Genomic DNA, 21,672 nt, shown 5'->3' on the forward strand with positions numbered 1-21,672 from the left:
TTTGTAGCCGGTTGGCTCTGCCCTTGGAGGACTTGAGTGTCTGTAGATGAGACGTTGACGCTTGCGAAACTGCGCCCGGGGCAACGCATCCGTGGCCTGGTGCCGAGGCAAACGATCACTCTCATCGCCATTGACCCCATCGACTCAGGACTGATCGAGGTGTCCTACCGAGACGATTCTGGTCGAAATAGTGCCTGCGTGGTCACTGATGCCGACGTTGTGCGCTTCGAGATCGTGGGCGACGACTCGGCGCCGGCATTTGATGCTGACCCGGATGAGTTCCGCCTCGCAGCCGAAGCACTGCGCATCAAATATGCCGCGCGGTATGACCCGATGGTTGCGGTCAACAGTTCTGATGTTGATCCGCTGCCGCACCAGATTCGTGCGGTCTATGAGGAGTTGTTGCCCCGTATCCCGCTGCGATTCCTGTTGGCCGATGACCCCGGTGCGGGCAAGACGATCATGGCTGGGCTGTACGTGAAGGAGTTGATCCTCCGCTCGGACTGCGACCGGGCGCTCATCGTCGCTCCTGGTGGTTTGGTTGAGCAGTGGCGCGAAGAGTTGTTGCAGAAGTTCAACCTCCGCTTCGAGGTGTTCTCTCGGCAGATGGCAGATGATGCTCAGGGGCGCAATCTCTTTGCCGAACACCCGTTCCTGATCGCGCGCATGGATCAACTCTCCCGCAGTGAAGACCTTGTCGAGCAGCTGGGTGAGGTCACCTGGGATGTCGCCGTCGTGGACGAGGCGCATCGCATGTCAGCGCACTACTCGTCGTGGGCGGGCGAGGTCGATGAGACCAAACGGTTCAAACTGGGTCGCCTGTTGTCGGAGACGGCGCACAATTTCTTGCTGATGACCGCTACCCCGCACGCGGGCAAGGAGGAGGATTTCCAGCTTTTCCTGTCGCTACTGGATCGTGACCGCTTTGAGGGCCAGTATCGGCAGGGGGTGCACCGCAGCGACACCAAGGGTCTCATGCGCCGGATGGTCAAGGAAGACCTGCTCACCTTCGAGGGCAAGCCGCTATTCCCCGAACGCCGGGCCTACACCGTCGAGTACGAACTCAGCCCCGCCGAACGGGAGCTCTACGAACTGGTCACCGACTACGTTCGTACCGAGATGGGCCGAGCCGAACGGATTGCTCAGGCCGGCGACAAGAAGCGCGGCAACAACGTCGGATTCGCGCTCACCGTGCTGCAACGCCGTCTGGCCTCCAGCCCCGAAGCGATCCTGCGATCCCTGGAACGACGCAGGCAGCGCCTTGACGCGAAATTGCGCGACATGCAGCGCATCACCGACGATGCGCGCTTCGACGCTTCCGTCTCCTCGTACGTCGATGACCGCCCCGCCGGCAAGGTCACGTTCGACTTCGGAAGCGACGCGCTGCCCGCGTTCTCGGTTGATGATTTCGAAGACTTCGACGAGGAGACGACCGAGGAGGAACGCGCTCAGTTTGAGCAACAGGCAGACCAGGTCGTCGATCTTGCCACGGCCGCACAGACAATCCCCGAGCTTCAAGCTGAGATCGCGAGCCTTGATGACCTCATTACGGTCGCTCGTCGCGTCAGGTTGCAAGACGATGACCGGAAGTGGGTGCAACTGCGCACCATCCTCGACAAGCAGCTCCTGACCCACGACGGCTCCGGCGATACGCGCAAGATCGTCATCTTCACTGAACACCGCGACACCCTCGACTACCTGCAAGCCAAGATCACCGCCCAGTTCGGCCGCGCCGATTCGGTCGTCACCATCCACGGCGGCACTCGCCGCGAGGATCGTAAGCTGGCACGCGAACGGTTCACCCACAACCCAGACACTGTGGTTCTCCTTGCCACGGACGCCGCAGGGGAGGGGCTGAACCTGCAGCGCGCGCACCTCATGGTCAACTATGACCTGCCGTGGAATCCCAACCGCATCGAGCAGCGCTTCGGCCGCATCCACCGTATCGGCCAGCGTGAGGTCTGCCATCTGTGGAATATGGTCGCCAAAGACACCCGTGAGGGCGACGTGTTCACCCGGTTGCTGGCAAAGATCAATCAGATGTCAGAGGCGTACAACGGCAACCTGTTCAACGTGCTCGGCGATGCCGACGCCTTTCAGGAGCGGTCCCTGCGCGACCTGCTGATCGAGGCCATCCGCTACGGCGATCAGCCCCAGGTCAAGGCCAAACTCGACCAGACCATTGACGCCGGTGTCTCTCGCGGTCTCGACGAGATGCTTGCCGAACGCGCGCTCCACCCCGAGATGTTCTCCGCGTTCGACCTCGACGAGGTCCGGGCACGGATGGAAAAAGCCCGTGAACGTCGACTTCAGCCGGGATACATCGCCGCCTTCTTCATTCCCGCATTTGAACGTCTGGGCGGGCGCATCCGCAAGCGAGAGCAAGGCCGCTACAAGATCACCCGCGTCCCAGCCCGCGTGATCGACGTCGCGCGTCGCCGCAACCGGTGGGCGCCTCTCGCCGAGCAGTACGAGCGCATTACCTTCGAGCCTTCCCGGATGCATCCTGACGGGCTTGCCGATGCCTCCCTCATTGCGCCCGGCCATCCGCTGCTGGACGCCGTCATCGAGGCCACTGTCGATGACCTCGGCCCCACCCTCCAACGGGGCACGGTGCTGGTGGATCGACGCCATGAGCAATCCGATGCGCCGATGTTAATGTTCAGCGTCGAGCAGCGCATCAAGAATACGGCTGCTGATGCGGACACGGTTTCTCATCACTTCGATTACCCGCTGCTCGAACAAGACGGTACCGTCACCGTCTCCGCAGCGCCGCCTTACCTTGACTACGATCGCCCCGAACCCCAGGAAATTGAAGCCATCATCGAGATCGTCGGTAACGAATGGGTGCGTCGAAATCACGAGAAGAGCGTGCGCGCCTGGGCCTACCGCGAGGGGCTGCAACCCCGGATGGACGAGATCAAGACCCGGCTCAATGCCGAGACTGCCCGCACTCGTGCGCAAGTCAAGGATCGGCTGCTGGCTGAGATCAACCATTGGGATCAGGAATACAACCGCCTTGAAGCACTCGAACGGGCGGGCACCGTCGGCCGGCTGCGCTCCGAGACGGCCCTTGCTCGCGCCCGCGAGCTGGAAGGACGGCTGGCTCAGCGGCTCGCGCAGCTCGACGAGGCCACTCACCTTGTCGCGGTGCCCGCCCTCATCCGTGCAGCTGCACTCGTCATTCCCAGCGCTCTGCTCGCGACCGGCGCCGAGTCCGAGGCGCGAGCCGTAGCACGTCAGACCGAAGAAGTTGAGCGTCGAGCGGTCGACGCTGTGCTTGCCGCTGAGCGGGAGCTGGGACGTGAACCTGTCGAGATGCCGCGTAACAACCCCGGCTACGACATTCGATCCACCGACGACCAGGGCTTCGTTCACTACATCGAGGTGAAGGGTCGTATTGAGGGGTCTGACACGTTCACCATCACCACCAACGAGATCACCTTCGCGCAAACTCAGGGTGATCGGCATCGGCTCGCCTTGGTCGAGGTGTCGGCCGATGGCCCACAGCGCGATGAACTGCGTTACGTGAGCGACGCCTTCACCCACCTGGAACCCTCCGCGACCACCCGTTCCTACAATGAGGTCTGGGGTGACTACTGGGAACGCGGAGATCCACCGCGATGAACGGCCCCGACGACCAGCCCAAGACCAGCGAGAGAAACCCCGTGACCGACGCCACCAAGAAGAAGCTCATCGAAACCTCCCTCCCGTTGGAGGCGATTAATGACTCCTCGGCCAGGGAGAAGTCCATTCGGCACGGGCACCCCTCCACCTTGCACCTGTACTGGTCACGCAAACCGTTGGCCACTGCTCGGGCGGTTCTCTTTGCTCAGTTGGTGGATGACCCCAGTTCTCGACCCGAGGAGTTCCCCACGGTCGAGGCGCAGGACGCTGAGCGTGCCCGGCTGCATGCGCTGCTGGAGAAGCTCGTCGTCTGGGAGAACAGTAACGACGAAACGCTGCAGCAGCAGGCTCGTGAGGAGATCCGCAAATCCAACAACGGAGAACTTCCGGCCGTTCTCGATCCATTCGCCGGCGGTGGCTCGATCCCGCTGGAAGCCCAGCGACTCGGACTGGAGGCCCATGCCAGTGACCTCAACCCGCTGGCTGTGCTCATCAACAAGGCCCTCATCGATATCCCGCCGAAGTTCGCCGACCGGCCGCCGGTGTTTCCAGGAGCCGCCGATTCGGCGAACAGTTGGCGGCGCGCTGAAGGCTTGGCCGAGGACATCCGGCGCTACGGCCAGTGGATGCGAGACGAGGCTGAGCGGCGCATCGGTCACCTATACCCGAAAGTGCGCGCAGAGGATGGCACGGAGCACACGGTGATCGCCTGGAAATGGGCCCGCACTGTGAGAAGCCCCAACCCGGCAAACCCGATCGAGGTGCCGCTGGTCAACTCGTGGTGGCTCAGCAAGAAGAAGGGTAAGGAAGCCTGGGTGCACGCATCCGTCGTTGACGGCGAGGTGCGCTACGAAGTCCGGCACGACGCCAATGGGCCGACTGGCGAGGATGAGTGGACCATCAAACACGGCAAGGGAGCAAAGGCCGTTGGCGATGGCACACCATTCAGCTACGACTACATCCGAGAAGAAGGCCTCGGCGGCAGGATCGGAGCACACCTCATAGCGGTTGTGGCGGAGGGGCTGCGGGGACGTCTATACCTTTCGCCTTCCGAAGACCAACGCCAAGCTGCCCATGTCTCTCGACCTGGCATTGGCGAAGACGGTAAGATCGCAACGAACCCGCGCTGGTTCTCCCCGCCTGCATACGGCATGACCCAATTCTCAGATCTATTCACCAATCGCCAACTGGTCGTGCTGACAACGTTCAGCGACTTGGTGACACAGGCGCGCCAGAAAGTCCTCGAGGATGCGCTCAAATCTGGTATGACCGCCGGCTCCCGACTCGAGGACGGCGGCTCCGACGCCGAAGCCTACGCCGACGCGATCGCGACCTACTTGGCTCTGGCCGTCAGTCGTACCACCGACTATTCATCAAATCTTTGCAGCTGGCACAACACTGGCGAGAAAATGCGGAATGTCTTTGGCCGGCAGGCGATCCCGATGGTGTGGGATTTCGCTGAAAGTAACCCGCTGTCTCATTCGTCGGGGAATTTCCTCGGGCAGGTGGAATGGGTGGCGAAAGCCGTGGCACATACGCCGGCTTCGCGCCCTGCGTCTGCCCAGCAAGCCGATGCTCTGACGCGAGATTACGGCGGCTTGGTGATTTCCACCGATCCGCCCTACTACGACAACATCGGCTACTCGGATCTCTCCGATTTCTTCTACGTCTGGTTGCGGCAAAGCCTGTCAAGTATTCAGTCCAAGACCGTTGGAACCATGCTGACTCCGAAATCTGCTGAACTCGTCGCGAACCCCTACCGGCACGATGGCCGTGCCGGTGCAGAGCGTTTCTTCGTCGACGGTTTCAACGGGGTCTTCCACCAAATTCGGCAAGGCGCCCGATCTGACATCCCCATGACGGTCTACTACGCCTACAAGCAGCAGGACTCCAAGGCGGACGGCACCACATCAACCGGGTGGCACACCCTGCTGAGCGGGTTGATCGCAGCGGGCTGGGAGATCACCGCAACCTGGCCCATGCGCAGTGAACTGTCCAACCGGATGCTTTCGCACGGCACCAACGCGCTGGCTTCGTCGATCGTCCTGGCTTGTCGCCCGCGCCCCGAGAATGCCCCTTCGACCACTCGTCGGGCCTTCGTCTCCGAACTGAAAGCCGAGCTACCAGAAGCACTGCGCACCATGATCCAGGGGTCGGTCGCTCCCGTGGATCTCGCCCAGGCTGCGATCGGCCCAGGTATTTCCGTGTTTTCGCGCTATTCACGGGTACGCGAGGCTGACGGGTCCGACATGAGCGTCAAGGATGCCCTGCTGCTCATCAACGCGACCCTCGATGAGGTCATCGGGGAGCAGGAGTCCGACTTTGACCCCGACACTCGTTTCGCCGTCAAGTGGTATCGCCAATATGGATGGGGTCAGGAGAGCTCGGGGATTGCCGACCAGTTGGCACGGTCCTCGGACACCTCGATCGGTGGGCTGGAGCGTGGCGGCATCTTTGAGGCCAAAGGCGGTCAGGCAAGACTGTTGTCGCCTTCGTACCTGGACGGCGACTGGGATGTCTCGGCCGATGAGCGCGTCAGTGTTTGGGAGGCGACGGTTCGCCTCGCTGCCGTGATGGCCAAGGACGGGGCCGACAAGGTGGCGGAGTTGCTGCCGTCGGTGCAGACGCGCATGAACCTGGACGCAGTGAAGGAGCTGGGCTTCCTGCTGTTCCACGAGGCTGAGAAGAAGAAGGACACGCAGGACGCCATCCTTTTCAACAGCCTGGTCAGCGCATGGAACGACGTCAACGAGCAGGCGCACAAGTACGCCGCGACACCACGTCCTTCGCAGCAGGCCTTCGACTTCGATGAGGGCGATGATTAGGTCATGGGGAAAGCACTTGCCGATTTGGTGGCTATCCCACCGCGAACGTTCGCACCTTCAGTGCGTCCAGCACGGCACCTGCTGTCGACGCAGCTGGCTGCACTCGTCGAAGAGCAGGTGTGAGCGATGATGAGTGAGTCGCGGGGACAGATACCGGCTGACGAAAATTGCCCCGGCGCGGCGACCGCTCATGCGGCCTCGTCCGGGGCTTACACAAGCGAGTGTACAGCAGCGGGATCCGCCGGACAACGTGTTCGAGAGTCTGAACTGACGCGCCTACTCAGTGCAGGGAGGCTATCCACCTACCTCCAAGCCTGCGACGGCAACGTGAACAAGGCCTTGCGCCTCTACTTGTGGAACATCGAGATCGCTTCGGCTTTCTGGGGCGGCTTTAGCGTGCTTGAAGTCGCTTTACGCAACGTGATCCACAGTGAGCTCAGCACCTTTGCCGGGCGAGACGACTGGTGGAACGCGAACATCGGCCTGCACCAGCTTGAACAGCACCGTGTTGCTGATGCCGTCGCAGCAGCGCAGCGCGGGAAGGGAGAGGCCGTCCTTCCTGGACACGTGGTGGCTGAGCTGAGCTTTGGGTTCTGGACCGGACTCCTGGCCAATAGGTATCACCAGCGGCTGTGGGTCCCAGCGCTTCACGGGGCGTTTCCGTACCTCGTCGGACCTCGCCGCGAGCTGCACCGCAAACAGGAGTCGCTCCGGAAGCTTCGTAACCGTATTGCTCATCACGAGCCGATCTTCGCGCGTAACCTCACCGCAGACCACGAGCGGCTGCTCAGCATCCTCGGTGCGATCTCGCCGATTGCCGTTGACTGGGTGAATCAGAACTCGCGAGTACCGCAGATCATCTCCCGGCGAACCAATGTAGTTACTGGGATTGAAAGCACCACGTTCTAGGAGACAACGATGGCGATGAACAACCGAGACAGAGTGGGCAAAGCGTTCGACCTCCTCTCCGAAGGACTGCTCGATCTGGTCGATGAGGTCATGACGGGGGTCTACCAAACTCCCGAGTGGACAGCCGCGTGGGCGAAGCAGGACGCCCAACGGCGGGGCGTGCCGGAGCGCACCATGACCAAGCACGATGTGCAGGTGCAGCTTCGTGCCATTACGGAACAGGGATACCACTTCAAGGACGTGCTTTCCCGAGCGCAGCAAGGCTTTGCGTCCGAGTTGCGGGAGACGCGGAACCAATGGGCGCACAACGAGCCCTTCTCCTCCGACGACGCAGCCCGCGCGCTCGACACCATCGAGCGGCTGCTGCGCGCCGTCGATTCGATCGATTCCGCTGAGGACGTGCGAAAGCTGCGCGTCGATCTGCAACGCGCTGTGTTCGAGGACCAAACCCGGCAGCAGGTCAGGCGCACCAAGGTGTCCCTCGAGCCAGGATCCGGCCTACGCCCGTGGCGCGAGGTCATCCGCCCCCACGATGACGTGGCGCGTGGCGAGTTCACCGCCTCGGAGTTCGCGGCCGATCTGCATTTGGTCCACACCGGGCAGGCGACGAGCCCCGAGTATGGCGATCCGGTCGAGTTCTTCGCCCGCACCTATCTCACCGAGGGGTTGCGTGATCTGCTGTCGCGCGCGCTGCGTCGAATGAGCGGCGAGGCGAGTGCGAGTCCGGTGGTGAATCTGCAGACCAACTTCGGTGGCGGCAAGACTCACTCCATGCTGGCGCTGTACCACCTGTTCAGCGGCACACCGGTCAAGGCCTTCCCTCAGGAGCTTCAGGATCTCATTGCCGACAACGGGAACCCCGACCTCAGTGCCCTCGACGTGCGACGGGTCGCCCTCGTCGGCACTTATCTGAAGGCCGGGTCACCGAGCATCAAGGACGACGGTACTGAAGTCCACACGCTGTGGGGTGAACTCGCATGGCAGCTCGGTGGGCGCGAAGCCTACGACCTCATCGCCGAGGACGACCGTGCCGGTACCAACCCTGGTGGTGCCCTGCGCGAGCTGATCGTGCGTCACTCGCCCGCACTCATCCTCATCGACGAGTGGGTGGCCTACGCGCGCCAGCTCGTCACCGACAAGGAACTGCCGTCCGGATCGTTCGAGACCCAGTTCACCTTCGCCCAGTCGCTGACGGAGATTGTCCGCTCCGTGCCGGGTGTGATGCTGGTGGTCTCGATCCCGGCCTCCGACAGTGGTGCGGAAGTGCGCGGCAGCGACATCGAGATCGGTGGCGCGAACGGCCAACTCGCGCTCGAACGCCTCCAGAACGTGATCCGCCGAGTCGCTGACCAGTGGCGGCCATCGAGCAAGGACGAGTCATTCGAGATCGTCCGCCGCCGACTCTTTCAGGCCCCCGATGCCGAAGGACTCACGACCATCTCGGCTGTGGCGCGCAGCTTCGCAAATCTGTACCGCAGCAACACCGCGCTGTTCCCACGCGATGCGGCCTCGCCCAACGACGACTACGAGAAACGCATCCGCGCTTCTTACCCTCTGCACCCCGAGCTGCTGGATCGTCTCTACGAGGACTGGTCGACGCTGGAGCGATTCCAGCGCACCCGTGGCGTGCTGAAGCTCGTCTCCTCAATCGTGCACGAGCTGTGGGCAGCCGGCGACACCTCACCGCTGATCCTGCCCGGCAATGTGCCGCTGGATGCGACAACCGTGAACACCGACCTGACTCAGTACCTCGAAGACCAGTGGAAGCCGATCATCGACTCCGACATCGACGGCCCGGGCTCAACGGCACAAAAGATTGACCTCGACCGGCCCAACCTTGGACAGCGATTCGTCACTCAGCGCATCGCGCGCACGATCTTCATGGGGGCGGCCCCCCGCATCAAGAGCACACACAAGGGATTGGACAAGCAGTACCTCTGGCTCGGCACCGCAGTTCCCGGCGACACGCTCGGAAACTTTGGCAGTGCGGTCGAGCAGCTCGCGCAGCGCTCCACCTATTTTTACGAAGAGCAGGGCCACTACTGGTTCGACACCCAACCGTCCGTCACGAAGACCGCGAACGACTACGCCGAGCGGCTCCGCGAGGACGTCGAAACGGTGTGGAATGAGATCACCCGCCGACTCCAGGCCGAGGAGCGTTCGCGTGGCGTGTTCGACCGGGTCCACATTGCCCCGTCGTCGTCTGCAGACATCCCCGACCTCGAAGAGACGCGCTTGGTAATCGCGCACCCCAGGCACGCCCGTCGCAAGCAGGACACTGCCGACTCACCGGCCCACGTCTGGGTCCGCCAGGCCATCGAGAGCAAGGGCGCGAGCCAACGCATTCACCGCAACACACTGATCTTCCTACTCGCAGACAAGAGCGAACTGGAAAGCCTTGAAGCGGCCACCCGAAGCTACCTCGGGTGGAAGCGAGTCCAGGCCACCAGCGACAGTCTCAACCTGTCCGCGCAGCAGCGCAAGCAGACCGACGACTGGGTCTCCCGGCTCAATCAGACCGTCTCCGACCGCATCCGCGACACCTTCGTGTGGGCGGTCTACCCGGAGCAGTCCGACCCGACCAAGCCGTTCGAACTTGTCGCCGACCGTGTACCCGATTCCGGCGGACGTTCCTTGACCGAGCGCGTCAGTGCCAAGCTCGCACGTGAGGATCAGCTCGTCACCGACTTCGGTGCGGCGATCCTCGGCTCCATCCTGCACAACGAACTCAGCGCGCTGTGGCGTGAGGCCGGCGAGATCACCGTCGGCGAGTTGTGGGGATACTTCACCCGCTATACTTACCTGCCCCGCCTCGTGCGGCGCGACGTGCTCGACAATGCCATCGAACAGTCGCTTGTGACACTGCTCGTCCACGATGAGCTGTTCGCCATCGCTTCTGGCAAGGACACCGTCACAGGCCGTTATCGCGGGCTCGTGGTGCCGCCCGACCCGAACGCAAGCATTCAGGTCACCGATAGCACTCTGCTTGTCGATGGCGACCGGGCCCAGCAGCAGATTGATTCTGATCGGACGGCAGCCAGAGAAGCCGCTGACAAACAGGCAGACGACGGTGGCAAGAAGGCCTTCCCGGTGGATCTCGCATGGAGACGAACTCGTCAGCCTTCTTCCGACACCGATCCGTCTGACCCCGAGCCTGAGGTCGAAGCAGCGCTTTCGCGGTTCTTCGGCTCGGTCAAGATCGACCCAGATCGCTACTCGCGTGACATCGGCAATATCACCCGCGAAGTCATTGACCGACTCTCCGGAGCCGGTGCGCACGTGGAGATCACCATCGACATCCAGGCCACCAAGCCTGAAGGCTTCGATGAGGCAGAGATACGCACCATCAGCGAGAACGCCCGGGTTCTCAAGTTCAATCCCACTTCTGGCTTCGAGAGGAGTTGAGGTTCACCCGACGCGCCGATCGTCGGGTGAACCTGCTCACCCACTCCCGGATCGGGTCACAGCCAATTCTTCTTGTGGAAGATCACGTACAAGATCACGCCGCTGGCCACCATACTTAGTAGGCAATACAGGTAGCCGTATTTCCAGTGAAGCTCCGGCATGTAGTCGAAGTTCATGCCGTAGATCGAGCCGATAAGGGTGGGGACGACGAGGATGGCTGCCCATCCTGAGATGATCTTGACGTCCTCGTTGGAGCGTTGGTCCACCAGGGTCGCATTGACCGTCAGGATTTGGGTCAGAAGTTCGCGAATGTCGGTGATCTGGGAGGAAATCCGGGCCAGGTGGTCGGCGACGTCAGTCAGATAGGCCTGCAGCTCGGGTGGCACCTGGTGCTTTGCCGATCCGGCGCGCAGAGCGGCGATGATCGGGATGACGGGGTTGGTGGCGTGCTGCAGGTCGATGGCCTCACGGGACAGGCGGTAGATACGTTCGGGGGCTGCAGAGTCCCCGCTAAAGACCTGCCTCTCGATCTGCTCGATGTCGAACTGGATGCCGCTGATGACGGGGAAGGTCTGGTCGACCACGCCGTCGAGGATGGTGTAGAGCACTGACTCTGGACCGTGGCACAACAGCTCTGGGTCGCTGGGAAGACGTGGGGTCCACCTCAGGCTCGACAACTCGTCAGGGATGCGCTGCACGATGACGACGACGCAGTTGCGTTGCTTGATGACCTCGGCCTCGACGAAGGCCACGTCCTCCATCGAGTCGATGTAGAACGGCGGGTGCAACACCAGGAACAGGGCATCCTCGTGGCGTTCCAGCTTGGGACGCTGGTGACCTTCCACCAGGTCCTCGGCCAGCAGCGGATCGAGGTGCATGAGGTCGACAAGGCGCTTGATCTGGGTGCGGTTGGGGCTCTGCTCGACGATGATCCCCAGTCGTTCGGGATGGCCGTCCAGCCACGACAGTGTGGTCTCGACGTCAGGCTGGTGTTCCGGATTCGCTGGGACCCCCTGCTCGAACCACTTGATGTCGACGATGCCGGGTTTGGTGTCGGCGATCGGGCCGGTTGCCAACGGTGATGCGCCACCGTGGGTACGCGCACTCGTCGGGACACCATTCCTTGGCTGGGGTGTTGCTGCCATTGATCGCCTCCTCCATCATCTGGGCCGCAATCCTACTGCCTACGGCGTCGATCACCGTCGTCACTGACCCTCGCCGGGGGTGCCGTCGTCAACGTACATGCCAGGCGTGTCGAGGATGATGTTGGTGCCTCCTGCCGCGTCGGACAGTTCGTTGGGTGCCAGCCATGCGGCGAGGTGGTACACGCCGACGGTGACGATGGTGCCCAGTGCGATGCCACCCAGGGTGAAGGAGTCGCTGAACTTCAGCGAGACGTCACCGACGCCGATGATGATGCCGGCTGCCACCGGGACGAGGTTCACCGGATTGCCGAAGTCGACGTTGTTCTCCTTCCAGATCTTGGCACCCAACAGGCCGATCATGCCGTAGAGAACGACGGTGATCCCGCCCAGTACACCACCGGGGGTCGCCGAGATGATGGCACCAAACTTCGGGGAAAAACCGAACAGGATCGCCACGATCGCAGCCACCATATAGGCCGCGGTCGAGTAGACCCTCGTCGCAGCCATGACGCCAATGTTCTCCGAGTAGGTCGTCGTCGGGCCTGCGCCGAGGAAGGTGGCCAGCATGGATGTCGCGCCGTCAGTGGCGACCGCCCGTCCGAGCTGGTGGTCGAGGTTCTTACCGGTCATCTCAGCGACGGCCTTGACGTGACCGGTGTTCTCGGCAATGAGGGCGATGACGACCGGCAGGGCCAGCAGGATGAAGGCCAGGTGGAACGACGGCAGATGGAATCCAACAACATTGGTGGGCGCGTAATGGGATCCGTTGCGGGCCTGGGGCAGGTACGTCCAGGTGTCGAGGTTCGTCACCGGGGGCAGACCGATCCACGCCGAGTCATGCACGGCCGACCAATCCACTCGCGGGGCGACGCTGCCGTCGCCGTGATGCAGCGGGCCAAACACGAGGTCCTCGATCCACGACAGCACGTAACCGATGACCAGGGCCAGGAAGATGGCGATGCGGGAGATGAATCCGCGCGGCCCCACCGACAGTGCGATGACGAGCAGCATGACGATGAGTGCGGTCCACTGGTCGGTGGGCCAATAGGTCTTGGCCACCACCGGGGCGAGGTTGAAGCCGATGAGCATGACGACGGCTCCAGTCACCGTCGGGGGCAGCACCTTGTGCACGACCCGCGAACCGGCGGCCTGGATGATGATGCCGCAGATGAAGAGAGTCAGACCGACGCACAGCAGGGCACCCGAGACGTCATTTGGCTTGCCACCTGAGGCGTAAATGGCCGTCGCCACGCCGGGAAAAGCTGCCGAGGAACCGAGGTAGGACGGCACCTCGTGCTTGGTGACGAAGATGAAGACGAGGGTCGCCACACCCGACATCATCACTGCCAACTGGGGGTTGAGGCCCATGAGGACGGGGAAGACGAAGGTCGCCCCGAACATCGCCACGACGTGCTGGGCACCCAGCCCGATGGTGCGCCCCCACCCGAGCCTCTCGTCGGGAGCCACCACCTCACCTGGGTTGAGTACACCGCCGTTGTGCAGCTTCCAGATCATGGGCGTCCTTCCGGGTTGGTTCCCTTCCGGACCCTCAGCGTATCGGTCCACCGGGCAGAGCCTTTCGGGTGCCCGGTGGCCGACTCAGATCCAGGAGCGGAACCACATCCGTGCCAGCCATGCCTTTCGGGTCATGAGACTGTCTGTGAGGATGGGGTAGATGAAGGTGAAGTCGGCGGCAACCAACGCCATGATCGTCCCGACGACGATCGCACCGATGCGGCGTCGGCTGGTGGCCTTGGCCGGCCCGAGGATCTGACCGAGCCAGATGGCCAGGATCGTCGCCGTGAACGGGATGATGCAGATCGCGTAGAAGAAGAACAGCGGACGATCGTCGTAACGGAACCACGGAATCCACGTCGACATCATGGCGACGATCGGCAGGGTGAATCGCCAGTCTCGCGCGAAGATCCACCAGATCACCGCAGCCGCCAGGGCGATGGCAGCAAACCACCACAGCACAGGGGTTCCGGTCGCGGAGATGACGCGCAGGCAGGTGTCACCGACGGCCTCGCACCCCTGCTGGCCAGGCTTGATGTCATTGACCGCGTCGATTCCCAGCGGACGCTGATTGATCAACCAACCAGACGGATTCGAGGCATAGACGTGAGTCTGGGTCATCATGTAGTCGCCGGTGTGGAAGTCATACATCTGCTGGTGATAATTCCACAGCGCAGCCAGGGGTTTCCCGATCACCTTGGACAGGCCCGGATCAGGGTTGGGTCCGGCCCAGGACTTACCGAAGACCATGTGAGGGTAGACCGACAGCCATCGCGCCCACGTGGCGATGTAGACGCCCAGGGCCACGACGACCATGTAGACGAAGGCCGGGACCCCGTCGCGTAGGAAGGACCACCAGGCCTTCGTGCCGGAACCGGCCAGTCGACGCGCCGACCAGTCCCAGATGACCGAGATGATGCCCATCGTGGCCAGCACGAACATGGAGTTCCACTTCGTGGCGCAGGCCAGACCGAACATGATTCCTGCCACCAGGCGCCAGGGCCGCCACCCCAGGGCTGGGCCGAACACCCCGTCGAGATGGGGTTTGCCGATGGATCTGAGATGGTCTGCCAGACGATGACGGAACCAGTCCCGGTCGGCCGCCACCGCAGATACGCCAGCCACGAGGAAAAACGCCTGGAAGATGTCGAGCAGTCCGATCCGGCTCATGACGAAGGCCAAGCCGTCGAGGGTGAGCAGGATGCCAGCTATGGCCCCCACCATCGTGGAGCGGGAGAGACGTCGAGCCAGCCGGATTGTCACGAGGACCAGTAGGGAACCAAAGACCACCGAGGCGAATCGCCAGCCGAAGGAGTTGAAACCAAACAGGTGTTCCCCAACAGCGATGAGCCATTTTCCCATCGGTGGATGGACGACGAACTCGGCATCGGGAGTCCAGGTGTTAGTGATTCCCTTGACGATGTCAGGGTTGGCTTTCGCAGCGTCAGGCCAGGTGCCCTCATAGCCCTGGTGGAGCATTGTCCAGGCGTCCTTGGGGTAGTAGGTCTCGTCAAAGACGAGGTTGCGGGGAAAACCGACATTCCACACCCGCAGCAGGAAAGCCACCGCGGTGATGAGGGCCGTGACGACCCAGCTCGTGTACTCGTCGGTCATTCGTCCGTCATCGAGACGCTCGATGGTCGACAAAGATCTTCTCGCTGCTGCCACATCGCCATCGTAGAGGGTTGGTGGGACGTCACCGTCGCCACGGCGTGGGACGATGGTGAGGTGAACCAGACACAACCGGGACGAGTCATCCTTGCGGGCACCCCCATCGGGGACCGTCGCAGCGCCTCGCCGGCCCTCATCGAGACCTTGCGTGACGCCCGCATCATCGCTGCCGAGGACACCCGTCGACTGCGCGATCTGCTGCGCCGCCTCGACGTCGAGACTTCTGCCCGGGTGGTGTCCTATTTCGAGGCCAATGAATCGGCCCGAACCTCTGAGCTTATCGACTGTCTTCTCGACGGAGACGACGTCGTCGTGGCCACCGATGCCGGGATGCCCTCGGTCTCCGACCCGGGATACCGACTCGTCACCGCAGCGATTGAGCACGGCATCGTCGTCACCTCGGTACCCGGACCCACCGCCGTGACGACCGCCCTGGCCATCTCGGGAATGCCGACTGACCGGTTCTGCTTCGAAGGATTCCTGCCGCGCAAGGCGGGGGAGAGGCGTCGTCGTCTGGCAGAGCTTGCCTCCGAGCCGCGCACCACCGTCCTCTACGAGGCTCCGCATCGGCTCGCCGATCTGCTTGACGATGCTGCCGAGATCCTCGGCACCGACCGACGTGCCGCAGTGTGCCGGGAATTGACGAAGACCTACGAGGAAGTTCGCCGCGGCACCCTGGCAGAACTGGCTGAATGGGCCCGCGGCAACGCTCGCGGCGAGATCACCATCGTCATGGAAGGCGCCAAGGCGCGTGCTGTGAGTCTTGACGAGGCCGTCGAGATGGTTGCCGACCTCACTGACGACGGCGTCAAACCGTCCAAGGCCGTTTCCCAGGTGGCACGGTCCACCGGTATCGACCGCCACGATCTCTACGATGCCGTCCAGAACGCCGCGATCATGCAGACCGCATCGACTAGCCACAGCGCCTCGACCGACCAGAACGCCTCGACCGACCAGAACGCCTCGACCGACCAGAACGCCTCGACCGACCAGGAGGAATCGTGAACGAAGCCATCCGAGAGGTCCTGGCCGAGGCGGGCTTACCGCCCCTGCCTGAGCCTCTGGCTCGACCCGTGGTGGATGCCCACACCCACCTCGACACGGTGGCCGACATCGCCCATCTCGATCCGGAGATCAGCCTGGCGGCCGCCCGAGAAGTCGGGGTGAGCCACATCGCCCAAATCGGGTGCGACGTCGAGGGATCCGAGTTCGCCGAGAACCTGGCGCGTACCCACGCCAACGTCATCGCGGCGGTGGCCATCCACCCCAATGACGCCGCTCGCATGGGGCGCACGAAGATCGGCCCCGCCCTCAAGCGCATCGACGAACTCGCCGGGGCCGGGGACCATGTTCGGGCCATCGGCGAGACTGGCATCGACCACTTCGGCACGGCTGACGAGGAGGGGCAGGCTCTGCAACGCGAGGTTTTCGCCGCCCACATCGCCATGGCCCACGAGCACGGACTGGCCTTGGCGATTCACATGCGCGATGCCCGCAACGGTGGCCAGACAGACGGCCCGACCCAGGGGCGTCAGGCCCATGACGACGTCGTCGACATCCTCAACTCAGAAGGCTGGCCGGAGCGGGTCATCATGCACTGCTACTCCGGCGACGCCGATCTGGCGCGAACCTGCCTCGAGCACGGTGCCTACCTGTCCTTCTCCGGGACCATCACCTTCAACTCGGCAGCTCCCCAGCGCGACGCCCTGGCAATCGCTCCCGATGATCGCATCCTCGTCGAGACCGACGCCCCCTTCCTCACACCGGTGCCACGTCGAGGCAAGCGCAACGGGCCCTACCTGCTGGCCCACACCGTCCGTTTCGTGGCCCAACAGCGTGGTTGGGGCGAGGCCCAGGCCTGCCAACAACTGGCTGACAACGCCTTTGCCGCCTATGGAGGAGCCTGGTGACCGGAACTGGATTGCTTGACCCGGCGTCGATCCGACGCATCGCCGACCAGATCAGCCTGAGACCCACGAAGACTCGCGGGCAGAACTTTGTCCACGACGCCAATACGGTGCGTCGCATCGTCTCCCTGGCCCAGGTGGGTCCAGACGATCGTGTCATCGAGGTCGGCCCAGGGTTGGGATCACTGACCCTCGGTCTGCTGGAGACCGGCGCCCACGTCGTCGCCGTCGAGATCGACGAGGTACTGGCCACGCAGCTTCCCCACACTGTCGCCGAGAGGATGCCCGAGGCCGCTGACAGGCTTGAGGTCATCGTCTCCGACGCCCTCGACGTCGACGCCATCCCCGGCGCCGACCCCACCGCCCTGGTGGCGAACCTGCCCTACAACGTCGCCGTCCCGGTGCTGTTGCACATGTTGGCGATCTGTCCGCAATGGTCGACGGGTGTCGTCATGGTGCAGTCGGAGGTGGCCGACCGTCTGGTGGCTGCCCCCGGATCCAAGATCTACGGGGTTCCCAGCGCCAAACTGGCCTGGTATGCCGAGGCGACCCGGGTGGGAAACGTCCCCCCGACGGTCTTCTGGCCGGTGCCCAATGTGGATTCTGGGTTGGTGCGGATCACGAGGCGACAACCTCCCCAGATCGACGGACAAGACCCCCGAGCCACGCGCTCCCAGGTCTTCCGTGTGGTCGATGCGGCCTTTGCGTCGCGACGCAAGATGCTGCGTTCGGCGCTGGCTGGTCTGTGTGGCGGTTCGACGGCGGCCTCCGAGCTCATCAGCGCTGCCGGGATCGACCCGACCGTGCGCGGCGAAGCTTTGGACATCGTGGACTTGACCCGCGTCGCGCAGACCCTGGCTCAGGCCGGCGCCCTCGGTGAACCCGGCCATGCGTGACCTTCTGCCGGTACAGTAAGTACATGATGATGGACGATCCTTTCGACCTGCTGCGTCCCACGACCGTGACGGTGCGGGTCAGTGCCAAGGTCAATCTGGCGCTGGGGGTCGGTACTCTGGCGCCTGACGGTTTTCACCCGCTCGCCACGGTCTTCGAGGCGATCGGGATTTACGACGACGTGACGGTGACTCGTCGGGCCGACAAGCGCATCACCCTCACTGTGTCGGGAGAGGACGCCGACCAGGTTCCCACCGACGAGACGAATCTCGCATGGCGCGCCGTGGAGATGGTGCGCGAGGGATTCGCCCTGGATTGGGGGGAGAGCGACCACGGCGTCGACATTCACATCGACAAGTCGATTCCGGTCGCCGGTGGCATGGCGGGTGGGTCTGCTGACGCCGCCGGGGCTCTGCTCGCGGCGGCCACGTTGTGCCGTCTTCCCGATTCTCCCGAAAGTTTGCAGCCGTTGGCCGAGGAGCTCGGCTCTGACGTGCCGTTCTGTCTCATGGGCGGGGTCGCTCTGGGGCAGGGACGCGGCGATCAGCTCGCCCCGGTGATCTGCCGTGGCCGGCACCGTTGGGTCATCGCCACCTCGAACCAGGGGTTGTCCACCCCGGCCGTGTACCGACGTTTCGACGAGATGGGTGGCAGTCCGGGGGCAGACGCCGTTCCCAACGACCTCATCTCAGCTCTCACTCGCGGAGACCTCGACGCCGTCGCGGCCACCATGAGCAATGATCTCCAAGCCCCCGCTGTCGACCTGCGTCCTGAACTTGGTGAGGTACTGGCAGTCGGAAAGGAAGCGGGAGCCCTCACCGGACTGGTCTCGGGTTCCGGGCCGACCTGTGCCTTCCTCGTGCGCGACGCAGCCGGGGCCAAGAAGGTCAGCGCCGCCCTGTCTGCCCTGCCGCAGGTCAATCGCACCAGGACGGCCCGCGGACCGGCTGCCGGGGCCCAGGTGCTGCCGGGGCCGGTAGGAAGTTTCGCATGACGAGCTCGCCCCACCATGAGGACCCGACCGACGCCGTTGACGTCATCATCGCGGCATGGGCCAGGGAACGCCCCGACCTGCCCGTCGAGGTGATGGAGGTGTGGTCGCGCGTCACGAGGCTGGCACGCCGTCTCGATCGAGACCGCTCCAAAGCCTTCGCGCAATGGGATCTGGAAGGCTGGGAGTTCGACGTCCTGGCAGCCCTGCGACGCTCCGGAGAGCCTTATCAACTCAGCCCCGGACAGCTCCTCAACGAGCTTGAGGTGGCATCAGGGACGATGACGAACCGGATCACCAGACTGTCCGACCGTGGCCTGGTGCGTCGCCTGCCTCACCCCAAGGACGGTCGGGGGGTCATTGTCGAGCTCACCGACGCCGGACGAGATCAGGTCGACGGAGCTCTGGCAGCCTTGCTGGAATCCGAGGGACGTCTCCTCGACTCGATGGACCCCCAGGCTGTCGAGCACCTGGGGCAAGGGCTGCGCGCGGTGCTGGCTGGTCAGGAAGATCTGGACTGATCGTCGTGCCTCTCCCCGTGGCGGGTCAGACGCGGGTTTTCCGACACCCGTGTCAGCCCGTTGAAGGCCAGGTCCACCAGATGAGCGGCGACAACCTCCTTGGCCGGCTCCCGGGTGTCGATCCAGGCCTGTCCTGCCATGCCCACCATCCCGGTGAGGGCTTGGGCATACAGGGGTGAGAAGGAGGCGTCGAAGCCGTGACGGTTGAAATTGTCGGCGAGGATCCCCTCCGCCCATGCCGCGACATCAGACAGGATCGAGGCATAGGAGCCAGTCGTCGATCCGACTGAGGAATCTCGGGAGATGATGCGGAATCCGTCGGGGCGATCGTCGATGTAGTCGAGCAGGGCCAGTACTGCGGATTCCAGGGTGCGACGTGGCCCTTGCCTCGGTCGCGTCATCGCAGCATTGAGGCACTCCTGCAAGAGTCGAACCTCCCGGTCGACGACGACGGCATAGAGCCCGTCCTTGGACCCGAAGTGCTCGTAGATGACAGGTTTGGAGACCCCCGCGGTGGCAGCGATCTCCTCCACGGAGGTGCCGGCGAGGCCGTTGTCAGCGAAAAGGCGACGCGCCACGCCGATGAGCTGGTCGCGGCGCTGTCCGCTGGTCATCCTGGCCCGGGAGCGCCTGGACGGCGGGGATGCGGGCATCGACATCATGGCATCGAGCCTACTTGGCCCTGGCACATGGCTGAATCGCGGTCCATGCTCTAAGGTTGGATGGTCTCGGTTCGCCGAGCGTTCCCCGGTTGGTCTGCCGGCAGGGCCCGCCTGACTTTGAATCAGGATCAGCGACGCAGGTTCGACTCCTGCCCGGGGAGCCGATGGTTGAGTCATCCCTCGTCAGGACGCTCACCAATCCCTGTCGACCCTCCTGGCGGTGCGGTCCGAGCCAGCGACGGCTAAAGTTGTCCGTGCATGACGCATCCGAGCCTGGGGGGAGCACCGTGACGTCCAGCCCGTCCACCGAACGAACCAAGATCGACGGAGTGGCCGCCGTGATCGTGTTGGCTGCCGGCGGCGGGACCCGCATGAAGTCCTCCACGTCGAAGCTGCTGCACGAGGTCGCCGGTCGTCCCATGCTGTCGTGGGCGGTCGGGGCGGCCCGTGGGCTCAACCCTGAGCACCTCGTCGTGGTCGTCGGACATCGCCGCGACCAGGTCGAGGCCCACCTTGCCGAGGATGCCCCCGACGTCACCACCGCCGTCCAGGCCGAGCAGAAGGGCACCGGACACGCCGTGGCATGCGGGCTCGAAGGTCTGGGCGATCTTGAGGGTGAGGTCGTCGTCACCTACGGCGACGTCCCGATGCTCACCGCCGAGACCCTTCAGCAGATGGTCAAGGCACACCGGGAGGGGCGCAATCTCGTCACCGTCCTCACCGCTGAGGTCGAGGACCCCACGGGGTATGGACGCATCTTGCGCGACGGGGAGGCCGTCGTCGGAATCGTGGAGCACAAGGACGCCAACGAGGCCCAGCGAGCTGTCCGCGAGATCAACTCCGGCATTTACGTCTTTGACGCCCAGGCCCTGCGTGAAGGGGTCTCCAAGCTGTCCAACGACAACGCCCAGGGCGAGTACTACCTCACCGACGTCGTCACCATGGCTGCCGATGGCACCGTCGAGGTCCCCGGTCGCGGCCGGGTTGGTGCCTTCCGTACTGACGATGTGTGGCAGACCGAAGGGGTCAACAACCGGGTTCAGTTGGCCCGCATGAATGCCGAGGTCAACCGACGCATCGTCACCGCATGGATGGGCGCTGGGGTCACCGTCATTGATCCGTCCTCCACCTGGATCCAGCCCGACGTCGATCTTGGCAATGACGTCACGTTGTATCCAGGGGTTTTCCTCAACGGAGCCACGACCATCGCCCCGGGGGTCACCATCGGACCGGACGTCACCGTCACCGACTCGGAGATTCGTCAAGGGGCCAGGGTCACCCGATCCGAGGTCACCCTCGCCGTCGTCGGTGAGGGAGTGCGCGTCGGACCGTTCTCCAATATTCGTCCCGGCTCTGTCCTGGACCGCAACGCCAAGGTCGGGGCTTTCGTCGAGACCAAGAACACCCACGTCGGAACCGAGGCGGCCATACCCCACATGGCCTACGTTGGTGATTCCGAGGTGACCGCAGGATCCTCCGTCGTTGCCGGATCCGTCCTCTCCCGGGAGCAGGCCGCTCCCGCCACCGACTCGGACGCCATGTCCGACAGCCAAGATCACACTCTTATCCCGGAGGCTGACCAGTGAGCGGAACCACCCGT

The 21,672-nt window shown here is 63.6% G+C and carries 13 protein-coding genes, 1 tRNA gene and 1 pseudogene; 11 read left to right on the forward strand and 4 right to left on the reverse strand.

The window, feature by feature from the left end:
- Window positions 1-36 precede the first annotated feature (36 nt).
- The 4 genes from O6R08_RS02260 (at window position 37) to O6R08_RS02275 (ending at window position 10,766) form a co-directional block, all read left to right on the forward strand.
- The gene (locus O6R08_RS02260) at window positions 37-3,627 is read left to right on the forward strand and encodes a helicase-related protein (RefSeq protein ID WP_271418559.1); all 3,591 of its coding nucleotides are present in this window, start codon (window positions 37-39) and stop codon (window positions 3,625-3,627) included.
- Window positions 3,624-6,452 carry a DUF1156 domain-containing protein gene (locus O6R08_RS02265; protein WP_271418560.1) on the forward strand — a complete coding sequence of 943 codons (2,829 nt, stop codon included), beginning with the start codon at window positions 3,624-3,626 and terminating at the stop codon, window positions 6,450-6,452. The genes O6R08_RS02260 and O6R08_RS02265 overlap by 4 nt, the downstream gene beginning before the upstream one ends.
- A 327-nt stretch (window positions 6,453-6,779) precedes the next feature.
- On the forward strand, window positions 6,780-7,361 hold the full coding sequence (locus tag O6R08_RS02270) for an Abi family protein (protein ID WP_271418561.1): 582 nt from the start codon (window positions 6,780-6,782) through the stop codon (window positions 7,359-7,361).
- Window positions 7,362-7,370: 9 nt separating this feature from the next.
- Entirely contained in the window at window positions 7,371-10,766 is a 3,396-nt protein-coding gene (locus tag O6R08_RS02275) for a DUF499 domain-containing protein (protein WP_271418562.1), read from the forward strand.
- Between the two features lie 56 nt (window positions 10,767-10,822).
- Here O6R08_RS02275 and O6R08_RS02280 read toward each other — a convergent pair whose 3' ends face one another.
- The 3 genes from O6R08_RS02280 to O6R08_RS02290 form a co-directional block, all read right to left on the reverse strand.
- Complete coding sequence (locus tag O6R08_RS02280; protein WP_271419176.1) at window positions 10,823-11,842, reverse strand: magnesium and cobalt transport protein CorA; 1,020 nt, start codon at window positions 11,840-11,842, stop codon at window positions 10,823-10,825.
- A 129-nt stretch (window positions 11,843-11,971) separates the two neighbouring features.
- Complete coding sequence (locus tag O6R08_RS02285; RefSeq protein WP_271418563.1) at window positions 11,972-13,426, reverse strand: uracil-xanthine permease family protein; 1,455 nt, start codon at window positions 13,424-13,426, stop codon at window positions 11,972-11,974.
- Between the two features lie 84 nt (window positions 13,427-13,510).
- Window positions 13,511-15,040, reverse strand: coding sequence for a dolichyl-phosphate-mannose--protein mannosyltransferase (locus O6R08_RS02290; protein WP_271418564.1), 1,530 nt, complete (start codon window positions 15,038-15,040; stop codon window positions 13,511-13,513).
- A 114-nt stretch (window positions 15,041-15,154) separates the two neighbouring features.
- Here O6R08_RS02290 and rsmI point away from each other — a divergent pair.
- From rsmI to O6R08_RS02315, 5 genes and pseudogenes are all read left to right on the forward strand, one after another.
- Window positions 15,155-15,988 (forward strand): annotated as a pseudogene (gene rsmI / locus O6R08_RS02295) (16S rRNA (cytidine(1402)-2'-O)-methyltransferase); the annotation flags it as partial.
- 110 nt (window positions 15,989-16,098) lie between these two features.
- Entirely contained in the window at window positions 16,099-17,007 is a 909-nt protein-coding gene (locus tag O6R08_RS02300; protein WP_271418565.1) for a TatD family hydrolase, read from the forward strand.
- Window positions 17,004-17,900, forward strand: a complete 897-nt coding sequence (gene rsmA, locus O6R08_RS02305; RefSeq protein ID WP_271418566.1) for a 16S rRNA (adenine(1518)-N(6)/adenine(1519)-N(6))-dimethyltransferase RsmA — start codon at window positions 17,004-17,006, stop codon at window positions 17,898-17,900. Before O6R08_RS02300 ends, rsmA begins: the two co-directional genes overlap by 4 nt.
- A gap of 23 nt (window positions 17,901-17,923) precedes the next feature.
- A complete protein-coding gene (locus tag O6R08_RS02310) occupies window positions 17,924-18,892 on the forward strand; it encodes a 4-(cytidine 5'-diphospho)-2-C-methyl-D-erythritol kinase (RefSeq protein WP_271418567.1) in 969 nt (322 codons plus the stop codon).
- Window positions 18,889-19,410, forward strand: coding sequence for a MarR family winged helix-turn-helix transcriptional regulator (locus tag O6R08_RS02315; RefSeq protein ID WP_271418568.1), 522 nt, complete (start codon window positions 18,889-18,891; stop codon window positions 19,408-19,410). Before O6R08_RS02310 ends, O6R08_RS02315 begins: the two co-directional genes overlap by 4 nt.
- Here the strand turns inward: O6R08_RS02315 and O6R08_RS02320 are convergent.
- Window positions 19,392-20,024, reverse strand: coding sequence for a TetR/AcrR family transcriptional regulator (locus tag O6R08_RS02320; RefSeq protein ID WP_271419177.1), 633 nt, complete (start codon window positions 20,022-20,024; stop codon window positions 19,392-19,394). The genes O6R08_RS02315 and O6R08_RS02320 overlap by 19 nt on opposite strands.
- A 130-nt stretch (window positions 20,025-20,154) precedes the next feature.
- Here O6R08_RS02320 and O6R08_RS02325 point away from each other — a divergent pair.
- Both O6R08_RS02325 and glmU read left to right on the forward strand, forming a co-directional pair.
- Window positions 20,155-20,233, forward strand: a tRNA-Gln gene (locus O6R08_RS02325).
- 126 nt (window positions 20,234-20,359) lie between these two features.
- Window positions 20,360-21,658 (forward strand): bifunctional UDP-N-acetylglucosamine diphosphorylase/glucosamine-1-phosphate N-acetyltransferase GlmU, encoded by a 1,299-nt coding sequence (glmU, locus tag O6R08_RS02330; RefSeq protein WP_271418569.1) that lies wholly within the window; start codon window positions 20,360-20,362, stop codon window positions 21,656-21,658.
- Window positions 21,659-21,672: the final 14 nt, after the last annotated feature.

This window comes from Cutibacterium equinum (genome assembly GCF_028021195.1).
Lineage (GTDB): Bacteria > Actinomycetota > Actinomycetes > Propionibacteriales > Propionibacteriaceae > Cutibacterium > Cutibacterium equinum.